This window comes from Amycolatopsis sp. NPDC006125 (genome assembly GCF_040614195.1).
GTDB classification, from domain to species: Bacteria; Actinomycetota; Actinomycetes; order Mycobacteriales; family Pseudonocardiaceae; genus Amycolatopsis_E; species Amycolatopsis_E tucumanensis.
In genome coordinates this window covers 91068-117657 of sequence record NZ_JBEXTZ010000006.1, presented here as the reverse complement: position 1 = coordinate 117657, position 26590 = coordinate 91068, and the positions used below count along the sequence as shown (strand labels likewise).

Here is a 26590-nt window from a genome sequence, read left to right as displayed (position 1 = left end):
CACCGCCGCCATCTGGCACCACCGCGCCACCGGCCAACCCGCCACCCGATCCCTCACCGCCTACGACCACTGACCGAGTTACGCATCACTCGTCTAGCGCTCGCGGAGCAGAGCCACCCCGTCGCCGTCGAGTTCGTCGCAGTACGCCGTGCGGCCGGTCATCGCCATGATCAGCGCGAGGGTGGGTCCGGTGACCAGCGGGCCGGAGCCGGTCGTGAACGGGCCGTCGCTGGCGGCCAGCCGCAACCCGCTGATGCGGCTCTTCGCGACGACGACGAGGTCCGAGCCCGCGTAGTACGCGGCCAGCCGGGTCAGCACCGGCTCCGGGTGGTCTCGCCGCAGTTCGAGCGGCCGCCGGATGTCCTCGCCGTGCACCACCGCTTCGCCGAGCAGGGCGATCACCGGCAGTGGCGGCTTGGTCGTGCTGCCGACGGCCCGGCGGAACCGCGCGAGCGTGTCGGCCGGCGCGTCGCCGAGGTGCTCGGCCAGCCGCACCGCCACCTGCTTGTCGAAGTCGAAGCGGCAGCGGATCACCCCAGCCAGCCACCGCACGGGCGTCAGGCTCGCCGACGCGGTGAGGTGGGCGAGCACCTCGCGCACGGACAGCCCGGCGCAGAGCGACGGCGTCGCCCACTGCTCGTCGGTCAGGTCGGCGAGGTCATCCGCGAGTGCCTTCCGTTCGGCGTGCACCAGCGGCCAGAGGTTTTCGGTCATGCCGCATACGACCGTTCCGGCACCGCCGGAATCATCGCTACAGGCAGCCCGATGTGGCGCGGAACAACTGCGTCCGGCCGCTCTCCGCGGGGTGCACGGCGACCGCCGGGTCCGAAGCCGGCACCCACACCGACTGCCCGCGGCGCAGTTCGATCTCCTGGCCGCTCTCCGCCTTGATCCGCACCGAACCCTGCGTGCACAGCAGGATCTGCGGCTTGCCGTTGTCGACGCGCAGCGAACCGGTCTCCCCGGCCTCCCACTCGCACCGGGACAGCTCGAACTCCGGCGCGTCGGTCGTGTACACCTCGCCGCACGCGGACGGCTCACCGCGCAGGATCGGCATGTCCGCGCAGGTGAAGTCGACGACGCGGAGCAGCTCGGGCACGTCCACGTGCTTCGGCGTGAGCCCGCAGCGCAGGATGTTGTCCGAGTTCGCCAGGATCTCCACGGCCGTGCCGTGCAGGTACAGGTGCAGGTTCCCGGCGGGCAGGTAGATCGCCTCGCCGGCGCTCAGCGTCAGCCGGTTCAGCAGCAACGCGGCCAGCACACCGGCGTCCCGCGGGTGCGCCTCGCCCAGTTCGAGGATCGTGCGGCACTCGACGTCGAACTCGCCGTGGTCCTTCACGTGCAGCACGCACGCGTCGAGCACCTCGGGCAGCAGCTCGTCCAGCACCGGCTGCGGCAGCGTGATCCAGGTGGTGAACAGCGCACGCAGGCCGTCGGAGTCCGGCTGGGCGGCCAGCAGCTCGGTGTACTTCGCCAGCCCGGGGGTCTCGATGGCGCGCAGCAGCTCGACCGTGCGCTCCGGCTTGCGGAAGCCCGCCAGCGCGTGGAACTCGGTCAGCGCGCACACCAGTTCGGGCTTCGCGGTCGGGTCCGGGTAGTTCCGGTTCGGCGCGTCCCGCGGGATGCCGGCGGCCTCCTCGCGGGCGTAGCCCTCGGCCGACTGCTCGGCCGACGGGTGCGCCTGCATCGACAGCGGCTCCTCGACGGCGAGGATCTTCAGCAGGAACGGCAGCCGGTTGCCCCAGTGCTCGGCGCACTCCCGGCCCAGCTGGCCGAGCGGATCGGCCTCGACGAGTTCCAGCAGGCTGCGCTCGTCACCGTCCGGGCCGACGATGCGCGACGGGTCGCCGGGGTGGGCGCCCATCCACAGCTCCGCCTCCGGGTGCGGCGCGGGCACCTCGCGTCCCAGCAGCTCGGGGATGGTCGTCCGGGACCCCCAGGCGTAGGGCCGCACCGCATTGCGCAGCAGCTCCACTGTCTTCTCAACTCCTTGGCTCTTCCAACCCCTCGCCCGATTCCCGCGGGATCGGGCCCGAAACCGGCGTCAGGCGGACGCGGGCTCGTAGTGCCCGCCACCACCCGTGGTGGCGGTCGCCAGCCCGAGGTAGACCGCGGCCAGCTCGAACCGTAGCGCGAGCACCCCGGCGCGCACGGGCTCGTCACCGACGATCTCGTCCGCTGGGGCGACCACTCCGGCCCCGGGAAGCGTATGCGAAGCGTCGTGGCGCGCCGCGTCGGCCGCCGGGCCGCTGTGCACCGCGAGCAGCAGCACCCGGTAGTTCGGCAGGTCGGTGTCGAAATCGGGGTCGGCGAAGATGTCCCGCTCGCCGGAGCTGCTCGCCGCCGCCTGGCGCAGAGCGCGACGGGTCAGCGCCTGCCGGTAGTCGGCGATGTCGGCGACCACCCCGGCGAACGAGCCCAGCGCGTATCCGGCGTGCTGGGCGACCGCGACCGCGATCGGGTCCAGCCCCCACAGCAGCGGGATCCGGTCGGCGAGCCGCAGGGCGAGCGCCTTGGCGGGGTTGGCGAAGGAGTCGCGGCCGAGGTGGCCGCGCTCGGCCTCGGAGTCGAGCTGGTCGGCCAGCAACTGCACGTCGGCGACCAGCAGGCCGAGTGCGTTCGCGGTGAGCAGCCCGGCGGCCAGGCCGCGGGCGAAGGTCAGTTCGGGCGGCACCGGGACCCGCGGGACGAGCTGCACGCCCTTGCCCGCCAGCGACGCCGCGACCGGGCCCTCGTTCGGCGCGGACAGCACGACCGTCGCCCCGTACCGCGCGGCGCGCTCCACGCCGGCGGCCAGCTCGCGGTCGAACGGGTCGTCGGTGTGCGCGAAGACGACGTCCAGCGCCCCGATCCACGGCGGCACCGCCTCGCTGACCACGACCGGCGCCGGGCAGGCCGGCGCCAGCAGCGCGTACAGCAGACGCGCCACGCTCCGGCTCACCCCGGGACGGACGATGAGCACCAGCGCCCGCGGACGGCCGAGGTCGAGCCGGTCGGCCAGCTCGGCGTCCGCGGCGACCTCGGCGGTGGAGCGCACCTGGGCGCCAGCCATCGCCGCCGCCCTCAGCAGTCCTGCAGTGTCGGCCTCCGCCAGGCGCGCGGGGTCGTCCAGGAGGGTGTCGTCAAGCACCGTCGGCACGGGACTCACCCGGAATCGTGGCCTCGTCGAGCAACAGCACCGGGATGCCGTCCCGGACCGGGTACTCGCGACCACAGGAGGTGCACGTCAGCGCGTCGGCCTCCGGGTCGCTCGCCGTTCCGGGGCGCAGCGGCGCGTGGTCGTCGGACGGGCACGCCAGGATCTCCAGCAACTGGGCATCGAGCGCGACTGCCATGGAACCTCCCTAGCTGCGAACGATCGCGAGGACTTCGTCGGTCAGCGCGCGGACCGCGTCCTCGTCGGCGGCCTCGACGTTGAGCCGCAGCAGCGGCTCGGTGTTGGACGGGCGCAGATTGAACCACGCCTTGTTCGGCAGCTTCACGGTCAGGCCGTCCATCTCGTCGATCTCGACGCCGGGGCGGCTGCCGAACGCGTCCTTGACCGCGAGCTGCTTGGCGACCTGGTCGTCGACCGTCGAGTTGATCTCACCGGACGCCGCATAGCGCGAGTACTCCGCGGTCAGCTCGGACAGCGGCCGGTCCTGCTCGCCGAGCGCGGCCAGCACGTGCAGCGCGGCCAGCATGCCGGTGTCGGCGCGCCAGAAGTCGCGGAAGTAGTAGTGCGCGGAGTGCTCGCCGCCGAAGATCGCACCGGTGGCGGCCATCTCCTGCTTGATGAACGAGTGGCCGACCCTGGTGCGCACCGGCTTGCCGCCGTGCTCGGCGACGATCTCCGGCACGGCCTGCGAGGTGATCAGGTTGTGGATGATCGTGCCGCCGGGGTCCTTGGCCAGCTCGCGCACGGCGACCAGCGCGGTGATCGCGCTCGGCGACACCGGGTCGCCGTTCTCGTCGACCACGAAGCAGCGGTCGGCGTCGCCGTCGAAGGCCAGGCCCGCGTCGGCGCCCACCTCGCGGACCTTGGCCTGCAGGTCGACCAGGTTCTTCGGGTCGAGCGGGTTGGCCTCGTGGTTGGGGAAGCTGCCGTCGAGCTCGAAGTACATCGGCACGATCTCGATCGGCAGGCCCTCGAACACGGTCGGGACCGTGTGGCCGCCCATGCCGTTGCCCGCGTCGACGGCGATCTTCAGCGGCCGGCTGCCGGACAGGTCGACCAGCTTGCGCAGGTACGCGGCGTAGTCGCGGAGGACGTCCCGCTCGGTGACGCTGCCGGGCTGGCCGGCGAACTCCGGCACGCCCTGCTCGACGGTGTCGCGGATCTCGGCGAGCCCGGACTCCTGCCCCACCGGGGCGGCGCCCGCGCGGCAGAGCTTGATGCCGTTGTACTTGGCCGGGTTGTGGCTCGCGGTGAACATCGCGCCGGGCATGTTGAGCGACCCGGAGGCGAAGTAGAGCTGGTCGGTGCTGCACAGGCCGATCGACACGACGTCCAGGCCCTGCGAGGTGACGCCCTCGGCGAACGCGGCGGCCAGGCCGGGCGAGGACTCGCGCATGTCGTGGCCGATCACCACCGACGGCGACTCCGGCTTGATCAGCAGCGCGAAGGCGGCGCCGAAGTCCCGTACGAGGCCGGCGTCCAGCTGCTCGCCGACGACGCCCCGGATGTCGTAGGCCTTGACGATGGCCGACAGGTCTGACACGCGCTCTCCCCGAGAGTTGTCCATGGGCTGCGGATACCCGAGAGCCTACCGGGGGAACGCCAGGCGGATGTGGCGTGACCTACGAGATCGGGTCGGGCAGCACCCGCAGGTGGCCGCGACGGCCGGAGGGGCCCTCCGGTTCCGGCGGCGGGGCGGGCTTGTCCGACCGGCCGGCCTCCCGGACGGCCTCCGCGAGCGCCGTGAGCTCGTCGTCGGACCGGTCCGGGGCGGCGAACTCGCCCTCGTGCCGGACGACCTCCCAGCCCCGGGGCGCGGTCAGGCGGAGCGCGTGCGCCTCGCACAGGTCGTAGGAATGCGGCTCGGACGCCGTCGCGAGGGGACCGACCACCGCGGTCGAATCGCTGTAGGCGTAGGTAAGCGTGGCGACGGCCGGGTTCAGGCACCCCGTTCGCGAACACTTTCGTACGCTCGACACGATCAGGGACGATAGCGCTTCCCCCTGACAAGTGCGCGCAGGCGCACCGGTGCAGGCCACCGACCGAGGCCAACGCGTAACCTTCCGGATGTGTCTATGGCTCGAAGTTCCCGGCACCGGCGGCGTGTCCGCCGGGACCGGCATGGCCGCGGGCTGCGCGGGCCGCTGTACCCGGCGACCCTGCCGGCCGCGGCCAGCCGCGCGGAGAAGTTCGACCAGCTCGTGCTCGATGCGCTGGAGCCGATCGAGGCCAGGTGGCGGGACCAGCTGACCAAGCTCGACGTGGCGGTCGACGACGTGCCGGAGATCCGCGGCGCGGGCGGCCCGGCGGACGACGGGGTGCTCCACGACGGGGCGGTGCCGCTGTCCCGCCTGGTCCCGGCGGGTGTCGACCGGGTCGGCCTGCCGACGCGCGCGCGGATCGTGTTGTACCGGCGGCCGCTGGAGGCGCGGGCCAAGGACCCGGGCGAACTGGCCGAGCTCGTGCACGACGTGCTGGTGGAGCAGGTGGCGGGCTACCTGGGCGTCGAACCGGACATCATCGAGGGCGGCGAGTAGTTCCCGGGGCCCGGAACGAGTGGTTTCCAGGCCGTTGGTTCTCGGGTGGGTGGCGGCGCCCCGGCCGGCTCGTGGGCGCAGCGGCTGCGCGGGACTGCCGGATTGCTCAGGAGCGCACCACGGCCAGCGGTTCCACCGCAGCGGGCACCGGTGAGAAGCGCACCGGCGCCACCGCCGGCCCTCCAGCGGCTCCGCCGCGGCACGTGCCTCGCGACCGTCCTGCGCGGGCCTGCCGGATCGCTCAGGAGTGCGCCGGCTCCGCTGTCGGCTCCAGTGGGCGTGGTTCGCGCAGCCTGGTCGGCACCGCGGTCAGCAGGGTGAACAGCGCGGCCGCGATCTGGACCAGCAGCAGCACGTCCCGCAGCGTCGACGGGTGCTCGAGCGTCACCTCGGCCTGGCTGGTCGGCACCGCGACCGCCACCTGGTGCCCCCACGCCGGCACGACCGGCACCGGCTTGCCGTCCACCTGCGCGCGCCACCCGTCCTCGTGCTCGGCGGCCAGCACCAGCAGCCGCCCCGGCACGCCCTCCGACACCCGCACCCGCACGTCCGGCAGCTGCGCGTCCACCGGCGTCACCCCGAGCGTGCTCGTCGGCGCCTGCGACGTCACCGCCTGGCGCGCCACCCCGGGCGGGATCAACACGACCTGCCCGCCCGGCTCGAGCAGCCGCAGCACCGGCCGCCCGTCGGACGTCGGCGCCACCGACGACGCCAGGTCACCGGCCATCGTGACGATCGGGCGCGGATCGGCACCCGCGGGCAGCACCACGAACAGCGCCCCAGACGCCGCGGCGCCGGACAACGCGGCCCTGGTCCGGCCCGGCTCGGGGTCGGTCAGCGCGTCCTGCCACCCGGCCAGCCGGGCGGGCGTCGCCGCGCTCACCGCCAGCTGCTCGTCCCCGAACCGCGGCATCCGGCCGCCCGTCTGCAGCGCGGGCGCGTCCCCGGCGTCCAGGACCAGCACCGAGCGGCCGGTGCGGGCCAGCTCGTCGGCCTGGTCCTGCGCCAGCGCAGGCCCGCCACCGGAGTGCAGCGGCCCGCCGCTGCCCGCCACGACGACCCCGACGGCCAGCGCCACCAGCAGCACCCCGCCACCGGCGAGAAAGGGCTTTCCGACCGCGCCACGGCAAGCCGACAGCACGATCCACAGCAGCCCGGCCCCGATGACCAGCAGCGGCACCCCGGCGAAACCCGGCGACACCGGCCCGCCCTGCAGCGGCGCCACTTCCACCAGCCGCACGACCAGCAGCCCGGCGACGCCGAGCACCACCACGGCGAGCCCGGCACGGGCGGCCCGGCCCGGCCGCACCGCGAACGCGATCACGGCCGCCAGCAGCAACGCGAGCCCGACCGGCCACGCCCCGGCGCCGCCCGGGTCCAGCCCGGCCAGGTCGACCGCGGTCACCGGATCCCCCGGCCCGCTCAGCCCGTGCAGCACCAGCGCCGGGTGGTTCACCAGCACGGTCGGCCACGGCATCAGCAACGCCAGCGGCACCAGCACGACGATGACCACCGACGCGGCCCGCTTGAGCAGCGGCGCCGGCGAGGGCAGCACGACGAACCCGACGAGCAGCCCGGCCAGCGCGAGCAGATGCGCCAGCGGCGAGAACGCGCCCAGCAACGCCAGGCCGAGCGCGCACAGCGACGACGAGTGCAGCCACCGCTGCCCCGGATCGGCGAGCACGCCCGCGATGCCTGCGATCACCGGCGGCAGCAGGATGTGGGCGGCCACGACGTCGAGCCGGCCCTGGGACACCGCGGCGGTCGCGGCGGGCAGCAGCCCGTAGGCGGCGGCGATCACCGCGCGCACCCAGGGCTGCACCGGCAAGCGCCGCGTCGCGAAGAACGCCGACACCCCGGCGAGCGGAGCGTCGGCGATCATCAACAACGACACGAACCCGTGCGGCGTGAACACCGCACCGAAGGTGCCGAGCACGGCCAGCGCGGCCGGCGCGGCGCTCGCGGTGCCACCGTTCACGGCGTGCCAGCCCGCGAGGTAAGCCGACCAGACCTCGCTCAGCGAACCGGCTTCGAGGAGCCGTCCGCCGGCGAGGTCGAACCCCAATCGTCCCGCGTTCACCGACAGCCCCAGCGCGGCGAGCACCACGAAAACGCCCGCCACCGGGGCGATCCTGGCCACCTTCGAGGTCCTGTCCGGGACGTTCACGTTGTCGGGCAAGGCTTCTCCAGTGGGCGGCGGCGATCGGTGAGGATCTTCTGCCGCGCCAGCCTAGCTGAGCCGACCGTGACTCCACGCACCCGCACGAGCACGCGGAGACCTGTCACCTCGTTGTGAAGCAGGCGTTAAATTTCCTTACACAGCCCGCTTTTTGAGCTTCCGACGCTCCCGTTCGGACAGACCGCCCCAGATGCCGAAGCGCTCGTCGTGGGCCAGCGCGTACTCCAGGCATTCGCCCTTCACTTCGCAGCCCTGGCAAATCCGCTTCGCCTCACGGGTCGAGCCGCCCTTCTCCGGGAAGAACGCCTCTGGATCGGTCTGCGCGCACAGTGCGCGGTCCTGCCACTCGGGGGGCTCGTCGTTGTCGAAGAGGTCGACGAGCTCGCCCAGCTCCACCTCCGGGCCTTCTCGCCACTCCACGACGTTCCCCCAATCCCTTCCGTCGGATTCCAACCGCACGTCCGCCTCCTCTGCTTCCACGCACTCCCCAGGCTGGCGGTCTTGCATCGCCGTCACCGTCGCCCCCTTGCAGCAACGAATAACAGCACTGTGATTACACCCGTGTAATGAGGCTAGGTCAAGCGGAGTAGCGAGGTTGGGGGATGCTTCTGCCCCGTCGCGCAAGCGGACACGCCGAACATCAACTCGCCAGGATGCGACAGACTGGACCCCGTGCAACGATCCGCGGTCCGACCAAGTCCTGTCTTCTTCGGCATTCTCGCACTCACCGTAGTGGGTGGCCTACTGGCCGCGTTCGGTGACGCGAGCACACTGCTCACTTCCGACCAAGACCCGATGGTGGTAGCCGGCGTCTTCATCCTCGTGATCGCCGGCTGGGTGCTCTCACTCACGCTGCACGAGTTCGGGCACGCCTTCGTCGCCTTCAAGGGCGGCGACTACGAGGTGGCCTCCAAGGGCTACCTGTCGATGGACGTCCGGCACTACACCGATCCGGTGCTGTCGATCGTGCTGCCGCTCGTCTTCCTGCTCATCGGCGGCATCCCGCTGCCCGGTGGCGCGGTGTGGATCAACCGCTGGGCGCTGCGCACCCGCGGCGTCGCGTCCTGGGTGTCGCTCGCCGGGCCGCTGTCCAACCTGCTGATCGGCATCGTGCTGACCGTGGTCGTGATGCTGGTGCCGATGCCGATCGGCCTGCTGGCGGGCCTGTCGTTCCTGGCGCTGCTGCAGATCGCGACGTTCGTGCTGAACATCCTGCCGGTGCCCGGGCTCGACGGCTACGGCGCGATCGAGCCGTACCTGTCACCGGAGGCGCGCGAGTTCGGCGCGAAGGCGCGGCCGTGGGCGCCGCTGGTCCTGTTCGCCCTGCTGTTCGCGGTGCCCGCGGTCGGCGACGCGTTCTGGGACCTCGTCACGTTCATCTACGGAGCGGTCGGCGGCGACGACGTCGCGGCGGCGGTCGGCCAGTACACCTTCCTGTTCTGGCGCCACTGAGGTTCAGGCCGCGCGGGCGAGCCACTCGTCCGCGCGGCGCACGACCCGCTTCAGCCCGCTGCGCTCGCCGAGGTAGTCGCCGACCAGGCCGACCACCGGCAGCATCCCGACGGCCCGGTGGTAGAACCGGCCGTGCGGCCGCTTCTCCAGCTCGTCGGTGATGGCCAGCAGCGAGCGGCCCATGCGCCACAGCGTCTTGCCCGCCGACTTCAGCGTGATGCGGCGCGGCCGGTGCTCGGCCTGGGAGAACTCGCCGGCCAGCTTCGCGGTCTCGGCGTCCTCGTCGGCGGCGTCGAACTCCTCGTTCTTGCCCGCGGCGAGCGCCGGATCGATGTCGCGCTGGAAGAGCACCCAGGCGACCAGCCGGACCTTCTCGCCGACGTCGCGGACGCCGTACTCCTCCGCGATGGCGGTCAGCAGCAGCGCCTGCGCCGCCGTGCCCAGCGCGTCCTGCACCGGCAACCGGTCGGCGAGCGCGCCGCCGAGGCCGGGGATCGAGGTGACCAGAGACGTCAGCCTGCCGAGGCGGTTGACCCACCAGTCGATGTGGCCGTCGCGGTCGGTCGCCTCCCACGCGGCCGAACCGGGCACCCGCACCGAAGCCAGGCCCTCCAGCCGTCCCGGCGTGCGCAGCGCGTGCAGCACCGGGCCGGACGCGCGCACGACCGGGCGCAGCACGCCGACGACCTGACGATCGGAAATCGCTTCACCCACGGCTGGCAGCACCCTTCTTCGGCGGTACGGCGAGCGCGCCACCGAGGCTCATGGCCGCCGGCAGTGCCCCGCCGGCGATGAGCAGCAACGCTCGCCAGTCCTGCAGCAGCACGAGATCCCCGCCGGGCCCGAACAGCCCGACGATCACTATGACCAATACCCACGCGACGAGCGGCGCAAACGCCGCCCGCGGCGCCACCAGCCGCCCGGCCAGCCGCACGAGCAGCGGGGTGGTGAGCGCCGCGACGAGCACGGTCACCGGGAACGGGATGGTCCCGCCGACGTACAGCGGCAGGAAGAACAACTCGAGCACCGCCAGCAGCGCCGCGTCGAGCACCAGCAGCACCAGCAGCAGCCTGGACACCTACAGCCCTCCGAACAGGTCGCGCTCCGCGCCCTCCGCCGGGCCGCGCACGAGTACATAGTGCTCGACCTCGTCGATGGGCTGCGCGATGCCGTTGGACAACGCGAACGCCGGGGGCTGCACGCTGATCTGCGTCTCGTGGGCGGCCAGCGCCGCGATCTTGGCGTCGAGGTGGTCGCGCACGTCGATCGCGGTGGTGATCTCCTCGTCCGGGGTGACCGGGAGCTCGCCGTCGGCGGGCAGCCGCCACGGCATGCCGGGCTCCTCGCGCAGGCGCGCCACCCCGCGGGCGAGGGCGTCGCGGGACGCGGCGATGTGGAAGACCCGCCGCACGTAGGGGGCGTCCTCGACGGCGAGCATGGTTACAGCGTGTGCCCGGATGTGGTCCGGGTGCCCATACCCACCGAAGTCGTTGTAGGTCACCACCACATGGGGCCGGGTCTCGTCCAGAACGGCGCGCAACTGGGCGGCCTGCTCATGTGGATCTCCTCCGGAAAACGCCCGCGGGTGGTCGGCCGAGGGCGTGCCCGCCATGCCCGAATCACGCCAGCGCCCGATACCTCCCAGATAACACTGACGGGTCAACCCGAGCGCCCGGACGGCGGACGCCAGTTCCCCCGCTCGGTAGCCCCCGAGCTGGTCCGCCGCCCACGCGCCGAGCTGGTCGAGCGCCTTGGGGATGATCTCCCCCTCCTCGCCGAGTGTGCAGGTCACGAGGGTCGTTTCGACCCCTTCGGCGGCGTAGCGGGCGATGGTCCCGCCGGTGGTGATGCTCTCGTCGTCTGGGTGGGCGTGGACGAGCAGGAGCCTGCGTGCGGAGGTAGCGGTCACGACTTCAGGTTAATTAGAAGATTGTGTGGCGTTCCTGTCACAGGCGTATGACTAGTCCTTTCGTGGGGTCCACAAAGTGGGACGCGTCGGTTATTCTCCCCCGAGCTACGCACCGCGCCGTAGCAGGGGAAATCCAAGAAGGGGTGCCCGTGCACCGAGATCCGGTGGGCAGGACCGGCGGCCACGAACGGCGATACTCGTCCCCCGTTCGAGTGAGGGACCGCGCGTCACTGTTCCATCACAATCTCACGCTGAGTGGCCGTCTCGGCTGTTCCGCTGCCTAGGTTGCACGACTACGGTGGGCAAACTCGATCACCTCGACAGTTCGCCGCCACAGGACGAGGCCGCCTCGCTACCCACGACGGCGTCGAGCAAGGAGAATGAATGTTAGGGAAGACCAAGTCACGTGCCGCCAGAATCGGCGCGCTCGCCGCGACCGCCGCGCTGGTCCTCGCCGCGTGTGGCGGCGGCGGTGGTGACAACAGCGGTGTGCAGACCGGCCAGGCCTTCGCCGAGTGCGACGCCAACGCCAACGCGTGCAACTCGGCCGCCGCTGACCAGCTGCAGGACGGCGGTGACGTCACCTTCGCGATCGAGAAGAACATCCCGAACTGGAACGTCACGTCCGGTGAGGGCAACGTCTTCGAGACCGGCATGGTGACCAAGGGCATCCTGCCCTACACCTTCTACACGACGCCGGACCTCAAGCCGACGCTGGCGACGGACTTCGTGACCTCGGCCGACATCACCAGCACGAACCCGCAGACGGTGGTCTACAAGATCAACCCGAAGGCCGTGTGGTCCGACGGCACGCCGATCACGGCGGACGACTTCATCTACAACTGGAAGGTCCAGAACGGCAAGGACTGCCCGGACTGCGCCCCCGCCAGCACCTCCGGTTACGACCGGATCGCCTCGGTCGTGGGCTCGGACGGCGGCAAGACGGTCACGGTGACCTTCACCAACCCGTTCACCGACTGGAAGGTCCTGTGGAGCTCGACCGGTGCGATGTACCCCGCGCACCTGGCCGCCCAGCACGGTGACCTGAACACCCCGGCCGGCCTGGCCGAGTCGTACAAGTGGTTCGGCGAGACCGTCCCGACCTGGTCCGGCGGTCCGTGGAAGATCGACAACTTCCAGAACAACGTGTCGGTCACCATGGTGCCGAACCCCGCGTGGTGGGGCGCCAAGCCGAAGCTGTCGCGCGTGATCTTCCGGATCATCACCGACGCCTCGCAGGAGCCGACGGCCCTGCAGAACAACGAGGTCCAGGTCATCTACCCGCAGCCGCAGGTCGACCTGGTCAACCAGGTGCGCAACATCCCGAACGTGTCCTCCTACATCGGCCTCGGCCTGACCTGGGAGCACTTCGACTTCAACCTGAAGAACCCGGCGCTGGCCAACAAGGCGCTGCGCCAGGCGCTCTACACCGCGGTCGACGTCCAGGGCATCATCAACAAGACCGTCGGCCAGTTCACCGACAAGGTGAAGCCGCTGCAGAACCACAACTTCATGCCGGGCCAGGAGGGCTACAAGGACGTCATCTCGTCCACCGGCCAGGGCACGGGTGACATCAACAAGGCGAAGCAGATCCTCACCGAGGCCGGCTACAAGCTGCAGGGCGACCAGCTGATCGACCCGAGCGGCGCGGCGGTGCCGACCCTGCGGATGCGCTACACCGTGGGCAACCAGATCCGCCAGAACGAGTGCGAGCTGTTCCAGCAGGCCGCCAGCCAGCTGGGCGTCAAGGTGGACATCATCCCCACCGACGACCTCGGTGACACCACCAGCAACGGTGACTTCGACATCATCGTGTTCGCGTGGGTCGCCTCGCCGTTCCCGTTCTCCGGTGCTCAGCAGAACTGGACCACCGGTTCGGAGAGCAACTACGGCGAGTACTCCAACCCGCAGGTCGACAACCTGATCGCGCAGGCCAACGCCGAGACCGACCAGGCCAAGGCGGCGGAGCTGCTCAACCAGGCCGACCAGATCATGGCCGACGACGCGTACGTGCTTCCGCTGTACCAGAAGCCGACCTTCATCGCGTCGTACGACAACATCGCCAACATCCGCAACAACTCGACCCTCGACGGGCCGGTCTACAACATGCAGGAATGGGGCATCCGGAAGGGCTGACCCCCTGACCGGAGTACATTACTGAGAAGTAATTCGGTGGGGGAGACCGGCGACGCCGGTCTCCCCCACCCCCTAACCGCACAAAACCACCACAACTAGACAGGTCGCGCCGCCCGGTTCCGCCGTCACGAGCGGCGTGCTGGTCGAACTTCAGCAGGAAGACCTCCATGCTCGCCTTCGCATTGCGCCGGCTGCTCGTGTCGGTGCCGATCCTCATCTTGTCGACGTTCGTCGTCTTCGTGATGGTGTCGCTGTCGGCCAACCCGCTCAGCAACCTCATCACCCGAAATCCGCCACCGCCACCACAGACCATCGCCGCCGAGACCCACCGGCTGCACCTGGACCAGCCGCTGATGGAGCGGTACTGGAACTGGATCACCGGCATCTTCCGCGGCGACTTCGGCCCGTCCGTCAACTCGACGATGGACATCGGCTCCGAGGTCATCTCCCGCTTCGGCGTCACGTTCCGCCTGATCTTCCTCGCGATGGTCATCGCGTTGATCCTGGCGATCGTCGTCGGCGCCGTCAGCGCCGTGAAGCAGTACTCCAAGCTGGACTACACGGCCACCTTCTTCGGCTTCCTCTTCCTGTCGATGCCCGCGTTCTGGCTCGCGGTGCTCCTGAAGCAGGCCGGCATCAACATCAACAACGCCGTCGGCGACCAGGTCTTCTACACGATCGGCGCGAGTTCGATCTACGTGAAGGGCGGCTTCTGGGCGCACTTCACGGACGTGCTGGGGCACATGATCCTGCCGACCATCTCGCTGGCGCTGATCTCCTACGCCTCCTGGAGCCGCTTCCAGCGCGGGTCGATGCTCGAGGTGCTCAACAGCGACTACGTGCGGCTCGCCCGCGCCAAGGGCCTGTCCCGCGGCGTCGTGATGCGGCGGCACGCGCTGCGCAACGCCCTCATCCCGCTGACCACCGTCACCGCGCTGGACCTCGCGTCCATCATCTCCGGCGCCGTCGTGACCGAGAAGGTGTTCCAGTGGCAGGGCGCGGGTACCTTCCTGCTCGACGCCATCGCCCAGAGCGACGTGTACGCCGTCGAGGCCTGGCTGCTGATCTCGGCGACCTTCGTCATCCTGTTCAACCTTGTCGCCGACCTGCTGTACGGCGTGCTCGACCCGAGGATCCGCCATGCCTGAGCCTTCGACCACCGAATCCACCGCGACGGCCCAGCTGCAGGACAGCCCCAAGGGCACCGTCGAGCGCGAGTTCACCGTCCAGGAGCGCGGCCAGTTCCAGCTGGTCCTGCGCCGCTTCATGCAACACCGGCTGGCCGTGGCGAGCCTGATCCTGCTGATCGTGATCGTGCTGCTGGCCTACGTCGGCGGCTGGCTCTGGAAGTACGGGCCCGAGGACATCACGCCGGACAACTCCGAGGCGCCGTCGCTGGCGCACCCGTTCGGCACCGACGCGGTCGGCAAGGACATGCTGGCCCAGGTGCTCCGCGGCACCCAGATCTCCCTGCAGATCTCCGTGCTGGTCGCGATCTTCTCCACGGTCGTCGGCACGATCTGGGGCGCGGTCGCCGGCTACTACCGCGGCTGGATCGACACCGTCCTGATGCGCATCGCCGACCTCGTGCTGACCCTGCCGCTGCTGGCCGTCGCCGCCGTGCTCGGCCACAACGCGGGCGGCAGCTGGTGGTTGATCGCGGTCGTCATCGCCGGCCTGTACTGGGCCTACGTGTCCCGCGTCGCACGCGGCGTGGTGCTGTCGCTGCGGGAGAAGGAGTTCATCGAGGCGGCCCGCGCGCTCGGCGCCGGTGACGGCCGGATCATCTTCCGGCACCTGGTGCCCAACGCGCTCGGCTCGGTGATCGTGAACGCGACGATCCTGGTGTCCATCGGCATCCTGCTGGAGACCGCGCTGTCGTTCCTCGGCTTCGGCGTGCGGCCGCCGGACACCTCGCTCGGCCTGCTGGTGAGCAGCGCGCAGACGGCGGTCGACACCCGCCCGTGGCTGTTCTACTTCCCGGGCCTGTTCATCATCCTGATCGCGCTGACGATCAACTTCATCGGGGACGGGCTCCGCGACGCGTTCGACCCCCAGCAGACGAAGGTGCGCGCATGACCTCGTTCGACTCCCAGACGACGGCCGACCCCGTCCTCTCGGTGGAGGACCTCACCGTCCAGTTCCCCAGCGACGACGGCCTGGTGCAGGCCGTCCGCGGTGTGAGCTACCAGCTCGGCCGCGGTGAGGTGCTGGGCGTCGTCGGTGAATCCGGTTCCGGCAAGTCGGTGACCTCGCTGGCGATCATGGGCCTGCTGCCCCGCTCGGCGCGCGTCAGGGGCACGATCAACTTCAAGGGCCGCAACCTGCTGGAGCTGTCCGAGAAGGAGATGACGCGGGTCCGCGGCAGCGGCATCGCGATGGTGTTCCAGGACCCGATGACGTCGCTGAACCCGGTCTACCCGGTGGGCGACCAGATCGCCGAGGCCATCACCGCGCACCACGACGTGCGCAAGGACGTGGCCCGCAAGCAGGCCGTGGAGCTGCTGGACCTGGTGCGCATCCCGAACCCGCAGCAGCGGGCCACGGAGTACCCGCACCAGCTCTCCGGCGGTATGCGGCAGCGCGTGGTGATCGCGATCGCGATCGCCAACCGGCCCGAGGTGATCATCGCCGACGAGCCGACGACCGCGCTGGACGTGACCGTGCAGGCGCAGGTGCTGGACGCGCTGCAGGCGGCGAAGCAGGAGACCGGCGCCGCGATGGTGCTGATCACCCACGACCTCGGTGTCATCGCGGGGCAGGCCGACCGGGTGCAGGTCATGTACGCGGGCAAGGTGGTCGAGGCCGGCACGGTCGACGACATCTTCTACACCCCGCGCATGCCCTACACGCTGGGCCTGCTCGGCAGCCTGCCGCGGCTGGACATCAAGACCGACCGGCTCACCCCGATCGCGGGTTCGCCGCCCTCGGTGGTCAACATGCCGCCGGGCTGCCCGTTCAGCCCGCGCTGCCCGATGGCGCAGGACATCTGCGACCGGGAGGAGCCGGTGCTCGCGCCGACCACCGACGGTCTGCACAAGGCGGCCTGCCACTTCAGCGACGAGCTGGCCGGCCGCGAAGCCACTGATCTGTTCAACCCCACCTCGGTCGACGACGTCGACGCGGTGGCCGCGGTGACCCCCGGGGAGAAGACCGAATGAGCGAGAGCGCAGCCGGCGTGCTGCCCGAGCAGGACCAGCGGACCCCCGTGCTGTCGGCCCGCAACGTCGTCAAGCACTTCCCGGTGCGCAGCGGCGGGCTGATCCGGCGTCAGATCGGCGAGGTCCAGGCCGTGTCCGGGGTGTCGTTCGACATCTACGAGCGGGAGACGCTCGCGCTGGTCGGCGAGTCGGGGTGCGGCAAGTCGACCACCGCGCGGGTGGTGCTGAACCTGCAGCCGGCCACCGCGGGCGAGGTGTTCTTCGAGGGCACCGAGCTGAGCAAGCTGCAGCGCAAGCAGATGCAGTCCCTGCGCAGGCAGATGCAGATCGTGTTCCAGGACCCGTACGCCTCGGTCGATCCGCGCATGCCGGTCAACGAGATCATCGCGGAGCCGCTGCGGATCCACAACCTGTACGAAAAGGGCGGCCGGGAGCGGGTGCGCGAGCTGCTCGCCACGGTCGGCCTGCGGCCCGAGCACGGCAACCGGTACCCGCACGAGTTCTCCGGCGGCCAGCGGCAGCGCATCGGCATCGCGCGGGCACTCGCGCTGCAGCCGAAGCTGCTGGTGCTGGACGAGCCGGTGTCGGCGCTGGACGTGTCCATCCAGGCCGGTGTGCTGAACCTGCTGCAGGACCTGCAGTCGGAGTTCGGGCTGTCGTACCTGTTCGTGTCGCACGACCTGTCCGTGGTCCGGCACATCGCCAACCGCATCGCGGTGATGTACCTGGGCAAGATCGTCGAGACGGCGCCGTCGGAGGAGCTGTTCGAGAACCCGGCGCACCCATACACGCAGGCGCTGATCTCGGCGATCCCGGTGCCCGACCCGCGCAAGGAGCGCTCGCGGGAGCGCATCGTGATCACCGGTGACGTGCCGAGCCCGGCGAACCCGCCGAGCGGCTGCCGGTTCCGCACGCGGTGCCCGAAGTTCGCGAACGAGCTGACGGATGCGGAGCGCTCGAAGTGCATCGACGAGGAGCCGTTGCTCGTCGACCGGGGGCAGGGCCACCCGGCGGCTTGCCACTACGCGCGGGCGCGGCAGTTGATCTGATTCTCAATCGCCGGCTTCGCTTCGCTACGCCCCGATCGAGAGAGTCCCTCCCGAACCCGATCTTTCAGTGTTCGGTCGCCGAGCCGCCGGGTCAAGGCGGGAAAGCGTGCCTTGACCCGGCGGCTCGGCAACCGATTTGGCTGGGGATCGGGTTGCGGGAGAGGGGTGGCTCGAAGGGGTTGGTGCGTGGCGTTGCCGGGTGGCGGTTGTGGTCTGTTTCGTGCGAGAAGAAGGCCCCCGGTTCCGCCCGGGGGCCTTCGTCGTTGCGGGGTCAGCGGGGGCTGCGGGTCCAGTTCACGGCTTCGCTGAAGGGGCCCAGCAGCGGCGGGCCCGCGGTCATCCCGGAGATGCCCTGACCCGTGGCGAGCGTGTCGGCCAGCTGGAACAACGGCAGCACCGTGTGCTGCGCCCACAGCTTCGGCTCCAGCTCGGCCAGCGCGTCCGCCAGGGGTTTCTCCCCGGTCAGCGCCTCTTCGATCGTCGTCTGCAGGTTCTCGTCGCAGACGGCGGCCGGGTTCGCGGGTATCACGGCCACGTTCGCCGACGGCGTGGACTGCCCGGGGCGGCAGCCGAACGTCGACGCCAGCACCGTCGCCGCGTCGCCGCCCACCGGGAGTGGCACCACCGCGATGTCGACCCCCACCGCGCCGGAGTTGCCCGTCGGGGCGGTCGAGCCCTGACTCACCGGCAACGCCAGCAGGTTGGCGAACAGGTCCCGCGGCTGGGCGTTCAGCGTGTTCACCTGGATGCCGGCCGCGATGAGCTGGTTGCTCAGCTCCTTCGCGATGCTCGCGTAGGGCTCCTGCTGCCCCGGCGACGCGACGACCAGCGTGAGCGCCCTGCCGTCCTTGCGCCAGATCCCGGCCTCCTTGACGTAACCCGCCGCGGTCAGCAGCGACTCCGCCTTCGCCGGGTCCGGCACGCCGTAACCGGCGGGGATCGTCGGCGCGTAACCGGCCTGCGAGGGCCACCGCACCTGCGCGTCGGCCCGCAGGGCGGCCGACGGACCGCCCCCGGTGCCCTCGTCGATCAGCTTGTTCCGGTCGATGATCGCCGACACGGCCTCGCGCACCTGGTCGTCCACCAGCGGACCGTTCGCCGGGCGCAACAGCACCTCGGCCACCCGCGGGCTGGCCACCGTGGCCAGCTGGACGCTCGGCCCGAGCACCTGGAACTGGTTCAGGCCGGCGCTGTCGGTGCGGGACATGACGAACTGGTCGTTGCCGCTGCGCAGCGCGCCGGCCAGGCCGGTGGCGTCGGACCGGCGCAGCACGATCTGGTCGACCGCGGCCGGCTTGTCCCAGTAGCGCTCGTTGCGCTCCAGGATGATCTCGCCGCGCGCGTTGTCCCGCGTCTTGATCGAGAACGGCCCGCCGTAGGCCGGGAAGCTGTCCTGCAGCGCGCCCTGCCAGCCGCCCGGCGCGTCCTTCAGCAGGTGCTGCGGCAGCAGGTTCGAAAACAGCGTCTGCCAGCCCGGGTACGGCTCGGAGAACGTCACCTGGACGCCCTTGCCGCCCTCGCTGGGCTGGATGTTGCTGATCAGGCGGTACCCGGCGGGCTGCACGACACCGGGCTGGTCGCGCATGGCCTCGGCGAGGTAGACGAAGTCCTCCACCGCGATCGGCGCGCCGTCGGACCACGAGGCGTCCTGCCGGATCAGGTAGGTGACCGTGAACGGGTCGGTCGAGGTGACCTCGGCCGAGCGCATCAGCGTGGTGTCGAGCTGGTTCTCGCCGTTGGCGTCGGGCCGGAACACCGACGGCAGCAGCATCTGCGACAGCGCCGTGGTGATCGTGGACTGGTCGGCCAGGTTGTGCGGGTTGTAACCGCCCGCGATGTCGTCCACGCCGATCACGATCTGCGACGCAGTCGGCGCCGCGGGGCTCGAAGACTGGGCCACCGGCGACGTCACGACCGGCGGCGGCGGGGTGCTGGTGCAGGCGGCCAGTGCGGTCAGCAGCACCGTGACCAGTGCCGCCGCTTTACCGCTTCCCCGCACGCTGCCTCCCCTGATGAGCCCATGATGGTGTCACAAGGCCTGTAGCCGCGGTACCGAGATTGCCAGACCGGCCGGGACTCGCTGTCACCGGATCAGGTACCGCCGAAAGGTTGACGTTGCTGAGCGTGTCGTGGTTCCCCCCGGAAACGGAACGGGGGACGCCCACCGCGATGGACGTCCCCCGGCCCGGCGAACTCAGCCGCGCGACTTGGCGCGCGAACGCTCCTTGGCCCGCTGCGTGATCTCCAGCGTCACCTTCCGCACCCGCACCGCGTTCGGCGCGACCTCGACGCACTCGTCGGCGGCGCAGAACTCCAGCGCCTCCTCCAGGCCCAGCTTGCGCGGGCGCGCGAGGCGCTCCAGCTCGTCGCCGGTGGAGGAGCGCATGTTGGTGAGCTTCTTCTCCTTGGTGATGTTGATGTCGAGGTCCTCGGCGCGCGGGTTCTCGCCCACGACCATGCCCTCGTACACCTCGGCGCCCGGCTCGACGAAGAACGTGCCGCGGTCGGCGAGCTGGATCATCGCGTAGGAGGTGACCGGTCCGGACCGGTCGGCGACCAGCGAACCGCTGTGCCGGGTGCGGATCTCGCCCGCCCACGGGTGGTAGCCCTCGAACACGTGGTTCGCGATGCCGGTGCCGCGCGTCTCGGTCAGGAAGTCGGTGCGGAACCCGATCAGGCCGCGCGCGGGCAGCACGAACTCCAGCTTGATGCGGCCGGTGCCGTGCCCGCTCATGTCCTCCATGCGGCCCTTGCGGGCGGCGAGCAGCTGGGTGACCGCGCCGAGGTGCTCCTCGGGGATGTCCAGCGTGAGCCGCTCGAACGGCTCGTGCAGCTTGCCGTCGATGGTCTTGGTGACCACCTGCGGCTTGCCGACGGTCAGCTCGAAGCCCTCGCGGCGCATCTGCTCGACCAGGATCGCCAGCGCCAGCTCGCCACGGCCCTGGACCTCCCAGGTGTCCGGGCGCTCGGTGGGCAGGACGCGGATCGACACGTTGCCGATCAGCTCCTGGTCCAGCCGCGCCTTGACCAGGCGCGCGGTGACCTTGTCGCCGCCGTTGCGGCCGGCCAGCGGCGAGGTGTTCACGCCGATGGTCATCGAGATGGCCGGCTCGTCGACGGTGATCCGGGGCAGCGCCACCGGGTTCTCGACGTCGGCCAGCGTGTCGCCGATCGTGATGTCCGGGATGCCGGCGATGGCGACCAGGTCACCGGCCGAGGCCTCCTGCGCGGGCACCCGCTCCAGCGCCTCGGTGACCAGCAGCTCCGAGATCCGGACGTTCTGCACCGAGCCGTCCTCGCGCAGCCACGCGACGGTCTGGCCCTTGCGGAGCTTGCCCGCGTGGATGCGGATGAGCGCGATGCGGCCGAGGAAGTTCGACGCGTCGAGGTTGGTGACCAGCGCCTGCAGCGGGCTGTCCGGGTCGGCCTTGGGCGGCGGCACGTGGCGCAGCAGGACGTCGAACAGGGGGTCGAGGTTCTCGCTGTCCGGCAGCGCGCCGTCGGCGGGCTGCTCCAGGCTCGCCTTGCCCGCCCGCGCGGAGGCGTAGATCACCGGCAGGTCGAGGACCGCGTCCAGGTCGGCGTCCTCGATGTCGCCGGCCAGGTCGAGCAGCAGGTCGTGGGTCTCCTCGACGACCTCGGCGATGCGGGCGTCCGGGCGGTCGACCTTGTTGACCACCAGCACGACCGGCAGGCCCGCCTGCAGGGTCTTGCGCAGCACGAACCGGGTCTGCGGCAGCGGCCCCTCGCTGGCGTCGACCAGCAGCAGGACGCCGTCGACCATGGACAGGCCGCGCTCGACCTCGCCGCCGAAGTCGGCGTGGCCGGGGGTGTCGATCACGTTGATGGTGACCGGGCCGTCGGCGGTCTGGCGGCGGATGGCGGTGTTCTTGGCGAGGATCGTGATGCCCTTCTCACGTTCCAGCTCGCCCGAGTCCATCACGCGGTCGACGAGCTCGGCACGTTCGCCGAAGGCGCCGGACTGCCGCAGCATGGCGTCGACCAGGGTGGTCTTCCCGTGGTCGACGTGCGCGACGATGGCGACGTTGCGGAGGTCGGTGCGGACCTTCTCGGCGGTAGCTGTGGGCACGCGAGGGCTCCTGAACATTTCGAAGGGATGAATCGCGGGCCCGCTTTGGCATACGCGATCCCGTTCAGGATACCCGGTACCACATTGTGACCAGTGCCACGGTGGATGATCACTTAGGCTCACCTAACCTGAGGACACCCCCGAGTCGTGGAGTGGTGGTTTTGGGCAAGAAGGACGCGGACCCGCGCAAGGTCGTGCGCAAGCTCATGAAGGCGGGCAAGGTCAAGAAGAAGTGCTGCCGCTCGAAGCCCCGCTGCAAGAAGTGCCCGGTCCTCGCACTCCAGCGGGCGAAGGCGGACATCAAGAAGGCGGCCTAGACGGCGAGCGCCTCGTTCACCAGCCGGAGTTCCGGCGCGGTGCGGGTGGCGCCGAATTCGACGATTTCGTGTCGCGCGAGCCGGCGCAGGCGGAACGGGTCGGAAGCCAGAATCGCCTCCAATTTCACCCGCGGCATCGGCCGCGTGATGATGACGCAACCGGAATGCGGCGTGCGCCGCCCGGCCGTCAGGAACTCGCCCGACCGGAAGTGCCGGTCCAGCCATTTCGCGTGGTCGGCCAGGTAGTAGTCGACTTCCTCCACCGGGGCCGTGTAGTCGATCAGCACGATGTACATACCTTCACGGTAGCCCCGGCGAGGACCCCCGGGAAACAATTCTCAGCCATTTGCCAGTAATCTGTGCAACAGCGGTTCGACATTCCAAAGAATTGCTTTCCGGAAGGCAATGTGGATATTACTTTCGGGCGCTGCTACGCTGCCGGTGTGCGTACGATCGTGAACTTCTGGTGGCCGCCCGCAGGCGGTCCCTCCGACGTGCGCTGAAACCCACGACAAGGCCGCCCACGCAGGCGGCCTTCGTCGTTCCCGGGGCCGTGGCGGGGGTGGCCACCGACCCGAGGAAGCAACCGATGCGAATTTCCGGGATCACCCCGTCCGGCCACACCCACCTCGGCAACCACCTGGGTGCGATCCAGCGCTGGGTGACCGACGGCGGGCCGGACGACCTGTACTTCGTGTCCGACCTGCACGCCATGACGACCACGCACAACCCGGGGAAGCTGCGCGGCCGGACCAGCGAGATGCTGGCCATCCTGGTGGCGGCCGGGATCCCCGCCGAGCGGGTGTTCGTGCAGTCGGACCTGTCCCGCGAGCTGGGCGCGCTGACCTGGATCCTGGAATGCACGTGCAGCTACGGCGAGGCCGCGCGGATGATCCAGTTCAAGGAGAAGGGCAGCGGCCAGCCCGGGGTGCGGCTGAGCCTGCTGACCTACCCGGTGCTGATGGCCGCCGACATCCTGCTGCAGGGCGCGGCGGAGGTGCCGGTCGGTGAGGACCAGAACCAGCACGTGGAGCTGGCGCGGGCGCTGGCCCGGCGGTTCAACGGCACCTACGGCGAGGTGTTCACGGTGCCGCGGCCGGTGCTGCCACCGACGGGCGCGCGGGTGCGGGACCTGAGCGACCCGGCGCGGAAGATGTCGAAGTCCGCGCGGGACGCGGCCGGGGTGGTGTTCGTGCTGGACGAGCCGGACCTGATCCGCCGCAAGGTGCGGCGCGCGGTCACCGACGGGTTCACCGCGGTCGAGTACGCGCCGGAGGAGCGTCCCGGGGTCGCGAACCTGCTGGAGATCCTGGCCGGCTGCCGGGGCGAGCGGCCCGCGGACGTAGCGGCGGAGTTCTCCTCGTACGGGGCGCTGAAGGAGGCCGTGGCGGAGGCGGTGGTCGAGACGCTGCGCCCGATCCGGGAGCGGACGCTGGAGCTGCTGGCGGACCCGGCGGAGCTGACGCGGATCCGCAAGGAGGGCGCGAGCCGGGCCGCCGAACGCGGCGAGCACCGCCTGACTTCGGCGATGCGGCTCGTCGGCGCGGGCATGTGACCCGGGCTTGCTGATCCGGCAAATTTCCGTGCCCGCCGGGGAGAGCCCGTGCCAGGGTGGCGGCCATGCCGTCCACCAAGCGCCGCCGCGACGCTCGCCCGCCGAGGACCGGGCCCGCGGAACGGGATGTGCTCGTGGGCTTCCTCGACTACCTGCGCGGCGCAGTGGTCGCGAAGGCGCAGGGCGTCCCGGAACCGCAGGTCCGCACCCCCGGCGTGCCGTCGGGCACGAACCTGCTCGGCCTCGTCAAGCACCTCACCCACGTCGAACGGCACTGGCTGCTCGGCGAGCCGGTTCGCGACTGGGCGGCCACCTTCCACCCGGAACCGGACGAGAGCGCCGACGACGTCGTCCTCGCCTACCAGGACACCACGGCCCGCGCCAATGACGTGATCGCCGCCTGCCCGGACCTGTCCGCGCCCGGACCGCGACCGGGCGGGCGGCGTGGCGCGGCGCCGTCCCTGCGCTGGACCCTCACCCACTTGATCGAGGAGACGGGGCGCCACGCCGGGCACGCCGACATCCTGCGTGAACTGATCGACGGCGCAACGGGACGCTGACTCAGGTCAGCAACCGCCGCAGGTCGGGGAGCAGTTCCAGGTCCGCGGGCAGCCACTCGACGCCGTCCAGGCCGTCCGCGTCGAGCCAGCGCAGCGCCTTGTGGTCCAGCGCCTCCGGCCGGGCGCGCTCGTCGGTCAGCGCGGCGGCGAACACCCGCAGCACCAGCCCGGCCCGCAGCGGCACGTCCGGCCCGACGCGCGAGCCGACCACGACATCCACCCCGAGCTCCTCGCGGCACTCCCGCCGCAGGGCGTCCACTTCGGACTCCCCGGGTTCGACGCGGCCGCCGGGCAGTTCCCACAGCCCGGCCACCTCGCGCGGGTACGCGCGCTGCTGGGCGAGCAGGGACCGGCCCCGCACGATGGCCGCTCCCACGATCACCTTCACGAGGTGGAGACGTTACCGGCCGATCGCCAGACGATCTGGAAGCGGGCACCGCCGTCGGGGGATTCGCCGACGGACACCCGCCCGCCGCGCCGCCGCACCGCTTCGGCGACCATCGCCAGCCCGAGGCCGGTGCCGCCGGAGGTGCGGGCGCGGTCGTCGCCCACCCGGTAGAACCGGTCGAACACGCGGTCGCGGTGCTCGGGCGGGATGCCCGGCCCGTCGTCGTCCACGACCAGCCGCACCGTGGAATGGCCGGGCAGCACCGACACCACGATCTGCGATGACGCGTACCGGCAGGCGTTGCGCAGCAGGTTGTTCAGCACCAGCTCGACTTCGGAGTGCGCCGCGTGCGCCCACGCCTGCCCGACCACCCCGGTGACGCGCACGGCGGGCGATCCGGGCGGCAGCCGGTCCGCGGCCGCGCGCGCCTCGGTGAGCAGTTCGACCGCTTCGGCGGGCGGCAACTCCCCGGCGTCCGACCGCGCCAGTGTCAGCAGCCCGTCCAGCAGCGCGGACAGCCGCTCGGCTTCGGCGAGGATGTCGGCCAGCGTCTCCTGCGCCAGCTCCGGATCGGGGTTCGCGACGGCGACCTCGGCCTGCACGCGGATCGACGCGACCGGCGAGCGCAGTTCGTGCGCGGCGTCGCCGGTGAACCGCCGCAGCCGCTGCGCCGCCTCCTCCTGCCGCGCGAGCAGCGCGTTGAAGTCCGCCGCCAGCGCACGCACCTCGTCGTCGGCCTCGGGCAGCGGCACCCGCTCCCCCGGCGGCAGCGCGCGGACTGTGCGGCGCAGACGGCTCACCCGCCGCAACGCGAACCGCACCACGAGCCAGGTCGCGATCGCGGCCAGCACCGCGCCGATCCCGGCCGCCCACAGCAACCAGGTCGCCGCCTTGTGCACGGCCGCGCGCTGGCCCACCAGCCCGGTCCCGGCCGCGACCAGCCGCAGCTGCCCGTCCGGCGCGGTCACCACCGCGCCCAGCCACCGCATCCGGTCCACGGTCACCGACTGCCCCGCCTTGAGCGCGCGCACGTCACCCGGCCCGAGCGAGGCCACCGGACCGCCGTCGACCGGCGCGCCCGCGGTGTCGAGCACGCGCAGAGTCACGCCGTCCGGCGGCACCGGCAGCTGCCCCGCGGACACGGCCGCGGCGGCGGGAGCGAGCGCCTCGGACAGCTCGGTGTCGACGGAGGAGTCGCGCAGCGGACCGAGGCCGCGCCCCGCCACGATGGCGAGGCCGAGCAGGAACGCGAGCGTGACCGCGGCGGCCGGCGCCGTGATCCGGAACTGCATGGACCGGCGTTCCCACCACCGGCGGAGGAAGCTCACCCGGGCAGGACCTCGTCCAGCGCGGCGTCGGAGGCCAGGTAGCCGTGGCCGCGGACGGTCCGCACCAGCGCGCCCGCCCCGACCGCGTCGAGCTTGCGGCGCACGTACCCCACGTAGACCTCGACGACGTTGCGGGTCGCGGCCTGCTCGTCACCCCAGACCGCACGCAGCAGCTCGTCCTTGGTGACGACCGTCCCGGCCCGCCCGACCAGCACTTCGAGCAGGCTGAACTCGCGCGGGCTCAACGCGACCGGGTCGTCGTGCCAGTGCACCTCGCGGGTGGCGCGGTCGACGACGAGACCGCCGATCCGCAGCGGCCCGCGCGTCCCCTCGCTGGAGGCGCGCCGCAGCACAGCGCGGATCTGCGCGACCAGCACGACGAACGAGAACGGCTTGACCAGGTAGCCGTCGGCGCCCAGGTCGAGCCCGTCGGCCTGGTCGACCTCGCCGTCCTTGGCCGACACCATCAGCACCGGCGTGGTGATGCCCTGCGCGCGCAGCGCCTGCAGCACCCGGTACCCGGACAGGCCGGGGAGCATGATGTCCAGCAACAGCACGTCGAACGACCCGGTCTGCGCGAGGCGCAGGCCGCTCGGGCCGTCGGGGGCGGTGACGACGTCCATGCCCTCCGCGCGCAGCCCGCGGTGCAGCGCCTTGCGCACACCGGGCTCGTCGTCCACCACGAGGATCCGAGGGTTCACGGTTGTCTAGCATGCCCGGTTTTTCCAGCTCGGGCGCGCGCTCTCAGCGGTCTCTCAGCATCTCAGGGCCA

27 protein-coding genes are annotated in these 26590 nt (G+C 71.2%); 10 read left to right on the top strand and 17 right to left on the bottom strand.

Features of this window, described 5'->3' with window-relative positions; all coding sequences use genetic code 11:
* Window positions 1–93: 93 nt before the first annotated feature.
* From ABZ193_RS05390 to ABZ193_RS05365, 6 genes are all read right to left on the bottom strand, one after another.
* On the bottom strand, window positions 94–714 hold the full coding sequence (locus tag ABZ193_RS05390; RefSeq protein WP_354709012.1) for a maleylpyruvate isomerase family mycothiol-dependent enzyme: 621 nt from the start codon (window positions 712–714) through the stop codon (window positions 94–96).
* 37 nt (window positions 715–751) lie between these two features.
* The gene (gene manA / locus ABZ193_RS05385; protein ID WP_020422279.1) at window positions 752–1975 is read right to left on the bottom strand and encodes a mannose-6-phosphate isomerase, class I; all 1224 of its coding nucleotides are present in this window, start codon (window positions 1973–1975) and stop codon (window positions 752–754) included.
* A gap of 69 nt (window positions 1976–2044) precedes the next feature.
* Window positions 2045–3139 (bottom strand): hypothetical protein, encoded by a 1095-nt coding sequence (locus tag ABZ193_RS05380; protein WP_020422280.1) that lies wholly within the window; start codon window positions 3137–3139, stop codon window positions 2045–2047.
* Complete coding sequence (locus tag ABZ193_RS05375; RefSeq protein ID WP_020422281.1) at window positions 3123–3335, bottom strand: Trm112 family protein; 213 nt, start codon at window positions 3333–3335, stop codon at window positions 3123–3125. The genes ABZ193_RS05380 and ABZ193_RS05375 overlap by 17 nt, the downstream gene beginning before the upstream one ends.
* Window positions 3336–3344: 9 nt before the next feature.
* Window positions 3345–4700: a phosphomannomutase/phosphoglucomutase gene (locus ABZ193_RS05370; protein ID WP_354709010.1), complete on the bottom strand. Its 1356-nt coding sequence runs from the start codon at window positions 4698–4700 to the stop codon at window positions 3345–3347.
* Between the two features lie 79 nt (window positions 4701–4779).
* A complete protein-coding gene (locus tag ABZ193_RS05365) occupies window positions 4780–5136 on the bottom strand; it encodes a DUF3499 domain-containing protein (RefSeq protein ID WP_084506208.1) in 357 nt (118 codons plus the stop codon).
* A gap of 96 nt (window positions 5137–5232) precedes the next feature.
* On the opposite strand from ABZ193_RS05365, the gene ABZ193_RS05360 reads away from it, so the two are divergent.
* Window positions 5233–5694, top strand: a complete 462-nt coding sequence (locus ABZ193_RS05360) for a metallopeptidase family protein (protein ID WP_020422284.1) — start codon at window positions 5233–5235, stop codon at window positions 5692–5694.
* Window positions 5695–5935: 241 nt separating this feature from the next.
* Here the strand turns inward: ABZ193_RS05360 and ABZ193_RS05355 are convergent, their stop codons facing one another.
* The gene (locus tag ABZ193_RS05355; protein ID WP_354709009.1) at window positions 5936–7873 is read right to left on the bottom strand and encodes a hypothetical protein; all 1938 of its coding nucleotides are present in this window, start codon (window positions 7871–7873) and stop codon (window positions 5936–5938) included.
* A 135-nt stretch (window positions 7874–8008) separates the two neighbouring features.
* Window positions 8009–8332 carry a WhiB family transcriptional regulator gene (locus ABZ193_RS05350; RefSeq protein ID WP_026153473.1) on the bottom strand — a complete coding sequence of 108 codons (324 nt, stop codon included), beginning with the start codon at window positions 8330–8332 and terminating at the stop codon, window positions 8009–8011.
* A gap of 213 nt (window positions 8333–8545) precedes the next feature.
* Between ABZ193_RS05350 and ABZ193_RS05345 the strand changes: the two genes are divergently transcribed.
* Window positions 8546–9325 carry a site-2 protease family protein gene (locus ABZ193_RS05345; protein ID WP_027936494.1) on the top strand — a complete coding sequence of 260 codons (780 nt, stop codon included), beginning with the start codon at window positions 8546–8548 and terminating at the stop codon, window positions 9323–9325.
* Window positions 9326–9328: 3 nt separating this feature from the next.
* On the opposite strand, the gene ABZ193_RS05340 is transcribed toward ABZ193_RS05345, so the two are convergent.
* Genes ABZ193_RS05340 through mshB form a run of 3 tightly spaced genes read right to left on the bottom strand, consistent with a single transcriptional unit; the run spans window position 9329 to window position 11234 of the window.
* Window positions 9329–10039 carry a hypothetical protein gene (locus ABZ193_RS05340; protein ID WP_237336063.1) on the bottom strand — a complete coding sequence of 237 codons (711 nt, stop codon included), beginning with the start codon at window positions 10037–10039 and terminating at the stop codon, window positions 9329–9331.
* Window positions 10032–10403 (bottom strand): hypothetical protein, encoded by a 372-nt coding sequence (locus tag ABZ193_RS05335; RefSeq protein WP_020422288.1) that lies wholly within the window; start codon window positions 10401–10403, stop codon window positions 10032–10034. The genes ABZ193_RS05340 and ABZ193_RS05335 overlap by 8 nt, the downstream gene beginning before the upstream one ends.
* Window positions 10404–11234, bottom strand: a complete 831-nt coding sequence (gene mshB / locus ABZ193_RS05330; RefSeq protein ID WP_354709006.1) for an N-acetyl-1-D-myo-inositol-2-amino-2-deoxy-alpha-D-glucopyranoside deacetylase — start codon at window positions 11232–11234, stop codon at window positions 10404–10406.
* 384 nt (window positions 11235–11618) lie between these two features.
* Here mshB and ABZ193_RS05325 point away from each other — a divergent pair, with 384 nt between their 5' ends.
* From ABZ193_RS05325 to ABZ193_RS05305, 5 genes are all read left to right on the top strand, one after another.
* Complete coding sequence (locus tag ABZ193_RS05325) at window positions 11619–13370, top strand: ABC transporter family substrate-binding protein (protein ID WP_020422290.1); 1752 nt, start codon at window positions 11619–11621, stop codon at window positions 13368–13370.
* A gap of 167 nt (window positions 13371–13537) precedes the next feature.
* On the top strand, window positions 13538–14518 hold the full coding sequence (locus tag ABZ193_RS05320; RefSeq protein ID WP_020422291.1) for an ABC transporter permease: 981 nt from the start codon (window positions 13538–13540) through the stop codon (window positions 14516–14518).
* Complete coding sequence (locus ABZ193_RS05315) at window positions 14511–15449, top strand: ABC transporter permease (protein ID WP_354709004.1); 939 nt, start codon at window positions 14511–14513, stop codon at window positions 15447–15449. The genes ABZ193_RS05320 and ABZ193_RS05315 overlap by 8 nt, the downstream gene beginning before the upstream one ends.
* Window positions 15446–16531 carry an ABC transporter ATP-binding protein gene (locus ABZ193_RS05310; RefSeq protein ID WP_020422293.1) on the top strand — a complete coding sequence of 362 codons (1086 nt, stop codon included), beginning with the start codon at window positions 15446–15448 and terminating at the stop codon, window positions 16529–16531. The genes ABZ193_RS05315 and ABZ193_RS05310 overlap by 4 nt, the downstream gene beginning before the upstream one ends.
* Window positions 16528–17580, top strand: coding sequence for an oligopeptide/dipeptide ABC transporter ATP-binding protein (locus tag ABZ193_RS05305; RefSeq protein WP_020422294.1), 1053 nt, complete (start codon window positions 16528–16530; stop codon window positions 17578–17580). Before ABZ193_RS05310 ends, ABZ193_RS05305 begins: the two co-directional genes overlap by 4 nt.
* 271 nt (window positions 17581–17851) lie before the next feature.
* Here ABZ193_RS05305 and ABZ193_RS05300 read toward each other — a convergent pair whose 3' ends face one another.
* The gene (locus ABZ193_RS05300) at window positions 17852–19543 is read right to left on the bottom strand and encodes an ABC transporter family substrate-binding protein (protein WP_237336154.1); all 1692 of its coding nucleotides are present in this window, start codon (window positions 19541–19543) and stop codon (window positions 17852–17854) included.
* A gap of 231 nt (window positions 19544–19774) precedes the next feature.
* Complete coding sequence (gene typA / locus ABZ193_RS05295) at window positions 19775–21688, bottom strand: translational GTPase TypA (protein ID WP_085929378.1); 1914 nt, start codon at window positions 21686–21688, stop codon at window positions 19775–19777.
* 137 nt (window positions 21689–21825) lie between these two features.
* Here typA and ABZ193_RS05290 point away from each other — a divergent pair, with 137 nt between their 5' ends.
* Complete coding sequence (locus tag ABZ193_RS05290; protein WP_157358800.1) at window positions 21826–21987, top strand: hypothetical protein; 162 nt, start codon at window positions 21826–21828, stop codon at window positions 21985–21987.
* On the opposite strand, the gene ABZ193_RS05285 is transcribed toward ABZ193_RS05290, so the two are convergent.
* Window positions 21984–22283, bottom strand: a complete 300-nt coding sequence (locus tag ABZ193_RS05285) for a YciI family protein (protein ID WP_020422297.1) — start codon at window positions 22281–22283, stop codon at window positions 21984–21986. The two genes, ABZ193_RS05290 and ABZ193_RS05285, sit on opposite strands and share 4 nt — an antisense overlap.
* Window positions 22284–22576: 293 nt before the next feature.
* Here ABZ193_RS05285 and trpS point away from each other — a divergent pair, with 293 nt between their 5' ends.
* A complete protein-coding gene (trpS, locus tag ABZ193_RS05280; RefSeq protein ID WP_354709002.1) occupies window positions 22577–23542 on the top strand; it encodes a tryptophan--tRNA ligase in 966 nt (321 codons plus the stop codon).
* Window positions 23543–23607: 65 nt separating this feature from the next.
* Window positions 23608–24102, top strand: a complete 495-nt coding sequence (locus ABZ193_RS05275; RefSeq protein WP_354709000.1) for a DinB family protein — start codon at window positions 23608–23610, stop codon at window positions 24100–24102.
* A gap of 1 nt (window position 24103) precedes the next feature.
* Here ABZ193_RS05275 and ABZ193_RS05270 read toward each other — a convergent pair whose 3' ends face one another.
* Genes ABZ193_RS05270 through ABZ193_RS05260 form a run of 3 tightly spaced genes read right to left on the bottom strand, consistent with a single transcriptional unit; the run spans window position 24104 to window position 26519 of the window.
* Window positions 24104–24490 carry an NUDIX domain-containing protein gene (locus ABZ193_RS05270; protein ID WP_020422300.1) on the bottom strand — a complete coding sequence of 129 codons (387 nt, stop codon included), beginning with the start codon at window positions 24488–24490 and terminating at the stop codon, window positions 24104–24106.
* Window positions 24487–25782, bottom strand: coding sequence for an ATP-binding protein (locus tag ABZ193_RS05265; protein WP_354709028.1), 1296 nt, complete (start codon window positions 25780–25782; stop codon window positions 24487–24489). Before ABZ193_RS05265 ends, ABZ193_RS05270 begins: the two co-directional genes overlap by 4 nt.
* Before the next feature lie 32 nt (window positions 25783–25814).
* On the bottom strand, window positions 25815–26519 hold the full coding sequence (locus ABZ193_RS05260) for a response regulator transcription factor (RefSeq protein ID WP_020422302.1): 705 nt from the start codon (window positions 26517–26519) through the stop codon (window positions 25815–25817).
* Window positions 26520–26590 lie beyond the last annotated feature (71 nt).

Bases quoted from the DNA above. Each gene is read 5' to 3' on its own strand.
- ABZ193_RS05390 (WP_354709012.1), bottom strand. From the start codon at position 714: ATGACCGAAAACCTCTGGCCGCTGGTGCACGCCGAACGGAAGGCACTC.
- ABZ193_RS05375 (WP_020422281.1), bottom strand. From the start codon at position 3,335: ATGGCAGTCGCGCTCGATGCCCAGTTGCTGGAGATCCTGGCGTGCCCG.
- ABZ193_RS05360 (WP_020422284.1), top strand. From the start codon at position 5,233: ATGGCTCGAAGTTCCCGGCACCGGCGGCGTGTCCGCCGGGACCGGCAT.
- ABZ193_RS05325 (WP_020422290.1), top strand. From the start codon at position 11,619: ATGTTAGGGAAGACCAAGTCACGTGCCGCCAGAATCGGCGCGCTCGCC.
- ABZ193_RS05320 (WP_020422291.1), top strand. From the start codon at position 13,538: ATGCTCGCCTTCGCATTGCGCCGGCTGCTCGTGTCGGTGCCGATCCTC.
- ABZ193_RS05315 (WP_354709004.1), top strand. From the start codon at position 14,511: ATGCCTGAGCCTTCGACCACCGAATCCACCGCGACGGCCCAGCTGCAG.
- ABZ193_RS05310 (WP_020422293.1), top strand. From the start codon at position 15,446: ATGACCTCGTTCGACTCCCAGACGACGGCCGACCCCGTCCTCTCGGTG.
- ABZ193_RS05305 (WP_020422294.1), top strand. From the start codon at position 16,528: ATGAGCGAGAGCGCAGCCGGCGTGCTGCCCGAGCAGGACCAGCGGACC.
- typA (WP_085929378.1), bottom strand. From the start codon at position 21,688: ATGTTCAGGAGCCCTCGCGTGCCCACAGCTACCGCCGAGAAGGTCCGC.
- ABZ193_RS05285 (WP_020422297.1), bottom strand. From the start codon at position 22,283: ATGTACATCGTGCTGATCGACTACACGGCCCCGGTGGAGGAAGTCGAC.
- trpS (WP_354709002.1), top strand. From the start codon at position 22,577: ATGCGAATTTCCGGGATCACCCCGTCCGGCCACACCCACCTCGGCAAC.
- ABZ193_RS05275 (WP_354709000.1), top strand. From the start codon at position 23,608: ATGCCGTCCACCAAGCGCCGCCGCGACGCTCGCCCGCCGAGGACCGGG.
- ABZ193_RS05265 (WP_354709028.1), bottom strand. From the start codon at position 25,782: ATGCAGTTCCGGATCACGGCGCCGGCCGCCGCGGTCACGCTCGCGTTC.